We start from the raw sequence: 8937 nt of genomic DNA, 5'->3' as shown, positions 1-8937 counted from the left end.
TCAGGATCCACTCTGGAGAGAACGATGTTTCAGCTACAGGATTGTTACCTTCTCTGATGGGCCTTTCCAGACCTCTTCGCCTACACCGTTCTTTTGTAACTCCGTATAGAGTGTCCTACAACCCCAGAAGGCAAGCCTTCTGGTTTGGGCTGTTCCCGTTTCGCTCGCCGCTACTCAGGGAATCGCGTTTGCTTTCTCTTCCTCCAGGTACTTAGATGTTTCAGTTCCCCGGGTATGCCTTCTCCTGCCCTATGTATTCAGGCAGGGATACTGTTCCATTACGAACAGTGGGTTTCCCCATTCGGAAATCTCCGGATCCATGCTTACTTACAGCTCCCCGGAGCATATCGGAGTTAGTCCCGTCCTTCTTCGGCTCCTAGTGCCAAGGCATCCACCGTGCGCCCTTTCTAACTTAACCTAAGAAAAATAAAGCTTGGCATTTCGTCGTCAGCTTCCTTCATTCCTTCCCTCGCGTATGCAAATACGCTCGGTCAGTCACTCAGTTGCTTCCTAGAACTGCTTGCTTCTCTTCTTTCTTTGAAAAATACCTAAAATGGCGATTACTCGGTTATTGCTTGGTTACTTTTATACGATATTATCCAGTTTTCAAAGAACAAGTTTGCTTACCTATATAGAAGGAATTCATCCTTCAAAACTGAACAAAAAACAGTGCCGTTAATTCGTTTGTGAGAACGATGTTCTCTGTTGCTACTCTGTGGGGACGAGCCTGTCACATTTCACAATTTCCTTAGAAAGGAGGTGATCCAGCCGCACCTTCCGATACGGCTACCTTGTTACGACTTCACCCCAATCATCTGCCCCACCTTAGGCGGCTGGCTCCCGTAAGGGTTACCCCACCGACTTCGGGTGTTGCAAACTCTCGTGGTGTGACGGGCGGTGTGTACAAGGCCCGGGAACGTATTCACCGCGGCATGCTGATCCGCGATTACTAGCGATTCCGGCTTCATGCAGGCGAGTTGCAGCCTGCAATCCGAACTGAGAATGGTTTTATGGGATTGGCTAAACCTTGCGGTCTTGCAGCCCTTTGTACCATCCATTGTAGCACGTGTGTAGCCCAGGTCATAAGGGGCATGATGATTTGACGTCATCCCCACCTTCCTCCGGTTTGTCACCGGCAGTCACCTTAGAGTGCCCAACTGAATGCTGGCAACTAAGATCAAGGGTTGCGCTCGTTGCGGGACTTAACCCAACATCTCACGACACGAGCTGACGACAACCATGCACCACCTGTCACCGCTGTCCCCGAAGGGAAAGATCTGTCTCCAGACCGGTCAGCGGGATGTCAAGACCTGGTAAGGTTCTTCGCGTTGCTTCGAATTAAACCACATGCTCCACCGCTTGTGCGGGCCCCCGTCAATTCCTTTGAGTTTCAGTCTTGCGACCGTACTCCCCAGGCGGAGTGCTTAATGCGTTAGCTGCAGCACTGAAGGGCGGAAACCCTCCAACACTTAGCACTCATCGTTTACGGCGTGGACTACCAGGGTATCTAATCCTGTTCGCTCCCCACGCTTTCGCGCCTCAGCGTCAGTTACAGACCAGAGAGCCGCCTTCGCCACTGGTGTTCCTCCACATCTCTACGCATTTCACCGCTACACGTGGAATTCCGCTCTCCTCTTCTGCACTCAAGCCTCCCAGTTTCCAATGACCCTCCACGGTTGAGCCGTGGGCTTTCACATCAGACTTAAGAAGCCGCCTGCGCGCGCTTTACGCCCAATAATTCCGGACAACGCTTGCCACCTACGTATTACCGCGGCTGCTGGCACGTAGTTAGCCGTGGCTTTCTGGTTAGGTACCGTCAAGGTACGGACAGTTACTCCCGTACTTGTTCTTCCCTAACAACAGAGCTTTACGATCCGAAAACCTTCTTCACTCACGCGGCGTTGCTCCGTCAGACTTTCGTCCATTGCGGAAGATTCCCTACTGCTGCCTCCCGTAGGAGTCTGGGCCGTGTCTCAGTCCCAGTGTGGCCGATCACCCTCTCAGGTCGGCTACGCATCGTCGCCTTGGTGGGCCATTACCCCACCAACTAGCTAATGCGCCGCGGGTCCATCTGTAAGTGACAGCCGAAGCCGCCTTTCCATCCTTCTCCATGCGGAGAAGAAAGAATATCCGGTATTAGCCCCGGTTTCCCGGAGTTATCCCAGTCTTACAGGCAGGTTACCCACGTGTTACTCACCCGTCCGCCGCTAACTTGAACAGAGCAAGCTCCGTCAAGTCCGCTCGACTTGCATGTATTAGGCACGCCGCCAGCGTTCGTCCTGAGCCAGGATCAAACTCTCCAAAAAGATTGTTTGACTTGCTCATAATTAAAAATAAGAATTAACTTACTGGCATGTATTTTGTTCAGTTTTCAAAGATCAATTCGTTGTCGTTATCAGCGACAGGAATTCTATAATAACATTTTATAAAATATTAGTCAATAAGTTTTTAAAAGATGTTTTAAAAAAACAACTGCTTTTAATGGCAGAAAACTAATATACCATGCGCTCAATAAATAAGTCAATAAGTTTTCTAGAAAAATAGAAAGTAATTAAGTTCTACAGCAATGGCAGATAGTTGCACATAAATAAAAAACAAAAAATCCTCTATTCAAAGAGGATTCACCGTTCAAATTTCACTGGTTTCATGATTTAACGCCCGCTGTTTGCGAAGCTCTATAGCGTAACAAATAGGTAAGATAAGCATCCAAGTTAAACTGCTCTCTATTAATAAAGTTGATCAACGTTAATTATTTGCTTCCATTATGATTCTCCATCCCCTTTATTAAATTTTATTTATCTTCATCCTTTCCAATCTTCCAATATCTTATACATACAAATTCTTAAAATTATTGTAGCTTTTGTATAGTGATAATAAAGTTATTGAATTTTGATTAAAAAGATAAGAGCCTTACTACATTCTATGCGCAGCAAGGCTCCTTAAAGTTGTTTCAAATTATATCCATCTGCTTATGTAATACTTAAAAAATGAATAATAAAGACATCATGTAAACACGCATTTTATGTTAAATTAAAAGAACCCGTTTTGAACAACCTTTGTTCAAAACGGGTTCTTTTTACGTGAATCACTATACAATTTTTATAAAAAAGTTTCATCATTTTCTATTGTTGAAGATTACTATTTTACATATTCACGATATAGTCTAATTTTTTTATATATAGTGCTGTTTATGAATGACTTGAGAAATAGAATCATCATTAGGTGATCCTACTTCGTTTTATTTCTCAATATATTCAAATAGAAACGACTGTCCATCACGGTAAAAACGTGGATCGTATAACCCCAACACCTTCCCATCATCCACTAAAACAACAAAAGGTGACCATTCATAGAGTGTTTTTGCTTCAGGACGTTGAGAGAATAAATAGTCAAGATCCGCATCTTTATTAGAAAATAAAACATATTGTTCTTTTTCTTCCTGAAACAGATTATCCTGAAAAATAGTTACGGTATCATTTTGTTTAACAATGACTGAATATGTCCAAGGGATAAAATTAGCAGAAAGAGCGACCTGGTCGTATTTTTCATCATATTGGTTATAAATGAGGAACCCTTGAGTACTTTGAATAATAAGATGAAGACTCATAAATGCCCAAGCCATTTTGAAGTAGTAAGGCGACTTTTGTTTGTTCTTTTTCGATACAATAAAAGCAATCCCCATGATGATCCAGAATACAAAATCAATAATGGGAATGGTTCCGAAGGTAATTCGATTATTTGAAAAAGGTTCCAAATAACCTGTCCCCCAAGCATTAAACAGATCACTAGTGTCATGAATAAACACAGCCAACCATCCAAGTAAAAATAGCTTTTTATCTTTTATTTTGAAAATGACAGCGCAAATTAAAAAGAATAAAGCTGCCCATAGCGGGGTTAGGAAAATAGAATGCGTGATACCTCTATGCCACATCTGATATTGCCCTGAAGTATCCCACAAACGAGACATAACATCTATATCGGGAATTAAGCTTGCCCCTACCGTTGTCACTAAGTAAGCACGTTTATGATTTTTATCCAAATTTCTTTTATCCACTGCTCCGTACAATGTTAGTCCGAATAAGGTATGAGTAATTGAATCCAAATTACTGCCTCCAATATGTTACTTGTTCTTGTATAGATGAATTGTGCTATAAACAGTCAAATAGAAGAGTGAAAAAATAGCCCTTATCCTTATTTCAGGATTGCGTCCCATTACGGAATATGAACAATTGAGATATCTCCCACATTAGGATTCATATATAGTCTTCCTGTAAGATTGAGATCATGTCCATATCTTTGCTCTAATTGAGAGTGATATTCCTCAGAACAGACAGCTTCTTTAATGATTTTGAGTAATTCCAAGTTTTCTATTATCTTTAAAATGACTAAATCATACTGCTCCTTGATCAATGGTCTAAAGTCTACATTAACTATCCTAATGGGGACACATGTTTTAATAGCTCCTCCCGTAAGGTTCCTTTGCTTCGAAATAAGTCAGCAGCTTTGGATAGATAAACGGCATTCTAAACACTGATGGATTTATTAGTATGCTTTTTGACGGAATTCACAACCTGTTTTTGTTAAAGCTACATATCAATGTAAATTCGCGTTGCTGGCGAGCCCTCAATTATGTTAAGAAAAAGACTGTGAAGAAATCCAATTTTCATCGAATTCCTTAACAGTCTTCAAACCGTTAAACTGCTGTTTCGAACTGACTTTTGTACAAGTTTGCATAGAATCCATTTTGAGAAAGCAACTCGTCATGGGTACCTTGTTCGACAATATCCCCTTCATGCATGACTACTATTAAATCCGCATTTCGAATGGTCGACAGTCTATGGGCGATGACGAAGCTTGTTCGATCTTTCATAAGGTTATCCATCGCTCTTTGAATGAGGATTTCGGTTCGTGTATCAACTTTGCTTGTCGCCTCATCAAGAATAAGTATTTTCGGATCTGCTAATATCGCCCTTGCAATCGTTAACAGTTGCTTTTGACCTTGTGAGATATTATCCGCTTCTTCATTAAGCACCATATCATAGCCATCCGGTAATGTGCTTACAAAATGGTCAACCTGTGCAGCGATGGCCGCTTTCCTAACCTCGTCATCCGTTGCATCGAGCTTACCGTACCGAATATTGTCCGCTATAGTACCGTTAAACAGCCAAGTATCTTGTAGCACGATACCAAACAGAGAACGAAGCTCATTTCGATTGAATGATTGAATATTATGGCCATCGATCTTAATTGAACCGCTATTTACATCGTAAAAACGCATGAGCAGTTTCATAATGGTCGATTTACCTGCACCGGTTGGGCCAACAATCGCCACTTTTTGACCTGGCTTGATAGTTGCTGTAAAGTTGCGAATAACCGGTTTTTCCGGCTCATAACTAAAGGAAACATGGTCAAACTCAACATTTCCTTCAATCGTCACCTCTCGATTACTTACCAACAAAGCATTTTCCTGCTCTGGTTTTTCCTCATTTTCCGCAAGAAATTCAAATACACGTTCCGCTGCAGCGGCAGTTTGTTGAAGTACATTTGAGATATTTGCGATTTGCGAAACTGGCTGCGTAAAGCTTCGTACGTATTGAATGAAAGCTTGGATGCCACCAACCGTCATTTTGCCATTAACAGTCAAATATCCTCCAAGAAAGCAGATGGCCACATAGACAACATTCCCGATGAACATCGCAATCGGCATCATGAGTCCTGATAGAAAGTTCGCTTTCCATGCAGATTTATACAATGTGTCATTATACTCATCAAATATTTTTTCCGCCTCTTTTTCGCCGTTAAAAGCTTTTACTATTTCGTGGCTACTAAACATTTCTTCCACATGACCGTTCACATGCCCCAAATATTTTTGCTGATTTTTAAAATGAACTTGCGATTTTTTAATAATCCCTATAACCGAAAACATCGTCAGTGGGAGAATGCAAATAGCGGCCAACGTCATTTGCCAGCTGATTGTGAGCATCATAATCGTAATGCCAATAAGTGAAGTGATCGACGTAATAATCTGCGTTAAACTTTGATTCAATGTTTGGTTGATTGTATCAACGTCATTTGTAATTCTAGAAAGCACTTCTCCATGCGTTGTTTTATCGAAATAATTAAATGGTAATTTATGAATTTTTTCATTAATATCCGTTCGAAGTCGCTTTGTCACTTTCATACTAACACCGGCCATGACAAAGCCTTGTAAATAGGTAAATAAAGCGCTAATCAAATATAAGCCAACGAGCAATAAGAGAATTCCACCTATTTTGCTGAAATTAATCGACCCACTTCCGGCGATTTGACTCATCACACCAGAAAAAAGTTCATCCGTTGCTTTCCCTAAAATCTTTGGCGATAAAATCGTAAATACCGTCGACAAAATGGCTAGAATCCATACGAAGATAATCGTCCATTTGTAAGCTCCCAAATAGGCAATAAGCTGTTTCATCGTCCCTTTAAAATCTTTGGCTTTTTGGCCCTGCATCATATTTGGCCCACCACGCATACCGGGGAACCGTTGAGCATGTTGTTCATTTTTCTTTTCGCTCATGCTAATTCCTCCTTCGATAGCTGGGATGAGGCAATTTCATAGTATTCAGGGCAAGACTCTAGCAGCTCGCGATGTGTACCACAACCGACGATGCGCCCCTTATCTACAACGAGAATTTGTTCCGCAGTCATAATGGTGCTCACTCGTTGGGCAACTAGAACGACAGTCGCATTTGACGTGTGTTCCTTTAACGCTTTACGCAAAAGGGCATCTGTTTTAAAGTCTAATGCAGAGAAACTTTCGTCAAAAATTAAGATTTCCGGTTTTTTCATCAAAGCACGTGCAATGGTGAGGCGCTGTTTTTGACCGCCAGAAACATTGGCACCGCCTTGAGAAATATTTGCCTCAAATTGCTCTGGTTTTTCTAAAATGAAATCCTTCGCCTGAGCAACTTCAGCTATTTCCTTCATCTCTTCGTCTGTTGCATCTTTTTTTCCGTATTTCAAGTTTGACTCAATCGTGCCGGATAACAATACGCCCTTTTGTGGGACATATCCAATTTTCGACCGCAATTCCGCTTGTTTCACATCTCTTATGTTAACACCATCAACTAAAATTTCCCCCTCACTAACGTCATAAAAACGGAGGGCAAGGCTTGCAATCGTCGTTTTACCGGAACCAGTCGGACCAATGATTGCCGTTGTTTGCCCTGGATCTGCTTTAAATGAAATCTCATGTAAGGCATCTTCATTGGCTCCGTCATAACGGAAACTTACATTTTTAAATTCGAGAACCCCTTTGCTCTTTTCATTAAATGATTGTGGCTGTTCCGCATCGGTAATCGACACTTCGGTTTCTAGCACTTCTGCAATACGACTTGCCGACACTGCTGCACGAGGAATCATAATAAACATCATCGATAGCATCATAAAGGACATTAAAATTTGCATCACATACTGCATAAACGCCATCATATCCCCGACTTGCATCGAAGAAACCGCTATTTGATGGGCACCAACCCAAACGATTAGTAAAGTGACCCCGTTCATAATCAGCATCATCATTGGCATCATAAAGACCATCACGCGATTCACAAAAAGATTCATCTTCGTTAAATCGCTATTCACATCGTCAAACCGTGCTTTTTCATATTCTTGCGTACCAAAAGAACGTACAACCATTAAACCGCTTAAGTTTTCTCTTGAAATTAAATTCAATTTATCGATTAGCTTTTGAATCAATTTGAACTTTGGTAGGGCAATCGTCATCACAATTAAAATCAATCCAAGAAGGACGACAACAGCAAGCGCAATGATCCAACTCATATGAGCCGACTTGTTGACAGCCATAATGATTCCACCAATCCCAAGAATGGGCGCATAGCAAATCATTCGGACACCCATCATGATTAACTGCTGGACTTGTTGAACATCATTCGTACAACGTGTAATTAAAGAAGCAGTTGAAAATGTATCCAACTCTTTTTTTGAAAAACTTTCTACTTTCGTAAACACTTGCTTCCGTAGATTTCGCGCTACACCAGTCGCAATTCTAGAAGAAAGCAATCCAACCAAAACGGTTGCGCCCCCTCCAACGAGCGCAATGACTAACATATAGGCCCCAATTTTTATAATATAACCCGTTTGTTTTGCAACTAAATCGACACCAAGTTCATTATAAAAACTTCTTGAAAGCATAATACCGCTTTGTTTTTGCATGACATCATTTTGTACGGCTTCGTCATGCGCGGATTGAATCGTTTCATTTGGCAACGTATCCAGAGCCGCTTGCATTCTGTAAATCTTATTAATATTAATTGAGGCAGAGGAACTTTCCGTTGTTTTCTCATCGGATGGTGGTGACAGCTCACGTAAAACATTAATAAATGTCGAAGAAGCTGTGCCAAATGCCGTATCCACATTTTCGGCTTCGGTTTTATCCAGTTCCTTTTTTACATAAAGCGGCTGATTGACTTTAGAGTATATTTCCCTGTAAGTCTTCCCCTTCGCATTTTGATCTGAAGGAGAAACCAATAAATAGTTCTCTTCGATTATCTGTTTTTCTTGCTCTGTCATGAAAGTAGTGATTAGCTTCATACCGTCCTGACTCATCGCATCTGGTGCGGCGTGCTCAATGCCCTCTTGCTGTATTCCAACGTTGATGATTTCCGACATGTAGTTCGGCAAATTCAAATCACTAATCGCTTGCACAAACAAGAGCACGATTGCTAAAACAATGCCCCCTATAAAAGGCTTTAAATGCTTGGCTAACTTTCGCAAAGTCAATCGTCCCCTTTTCCGTTTTTCTCTATCGTTTTACGATCCATGTGTTTTATTTAAAAAAAGTAAATCATAAATTTACACATATTCTGTCTTATTACAACAAGGTCTCTCCTAATTCATCGAACTAATAAGCTCTGTAATTTTTCCATTAATCTAGAT

Annotated in this window: 3 protein-coding genes and 1 rRNA gene; all 4 read right to left on the bottom strand. The window is 41.3% G+C overall.

Annotated features, from left to right (window positions below):
* Positions 1–752: 752 nt before the first annotated feature.
* Positions 753–2306 (bottom strand): 16S ribosomal RNA (locus AC623_RS08870).
* Between the two features lie 932 nt (positions 2307–3238).
* Entirely contained in the window at positions 3239–4102 is an 864-nt protein-coding gene (locus tag AC623_RS08865; protein ID WP_049662119.1) for a metal-dependent hydrolase, read from the bottom strand.
* A gap of 591 nt (positions 4103–4693) precedes the next feature.
* Positions 4694–6556, bottom strand: coding sequence for an ABC transporter ATP-binding protein (locus AC623_RS08860; RefSeq protein ID WP_049662118.1), 1863 nt, complete (start codon positions 6554–6556; stop codon positions 4694–4696).
* Positions 6553–8775, bottom strand: coding sequence for an ABC transporter ATP-binding protein (locus AC623_RS08855; protein ID WP_049662117.1), 2223 nt, complete (start codon positions 8773–8775; stop codon positions 6553–6555). The genes AC623_RS08860 and AC623_RS08855 overlap by 4 nt, the downstream gene beginning before the upstream one ends.
* Positions 8776–8937: the final 162 nt, after the last annotated feature.

Origin of the sequence: Bacillus sp. FJAT-27231 (assembly GCF_001183975.1) — a bacterium.
GTDB lineage: Bacteria > Bacillota > Bacilli > Bacillales > Domibacillaceae > Pseudobacillus > Pseudobacillus wudalianchiensis.
This window is presented reverse-complemented; position numbering and strand designations above follow the sequence as displayed.

What these genes read in the sequence shown, in the direction of transcription:
- AC623_RS08860 (WP_049662118.1), bottom strand. Translation starts at nt 6,556, where the DNA reads ATGAGCGAAAAGAAAAATGAACAACATGCTCAACGGTTCCCCGGTATG.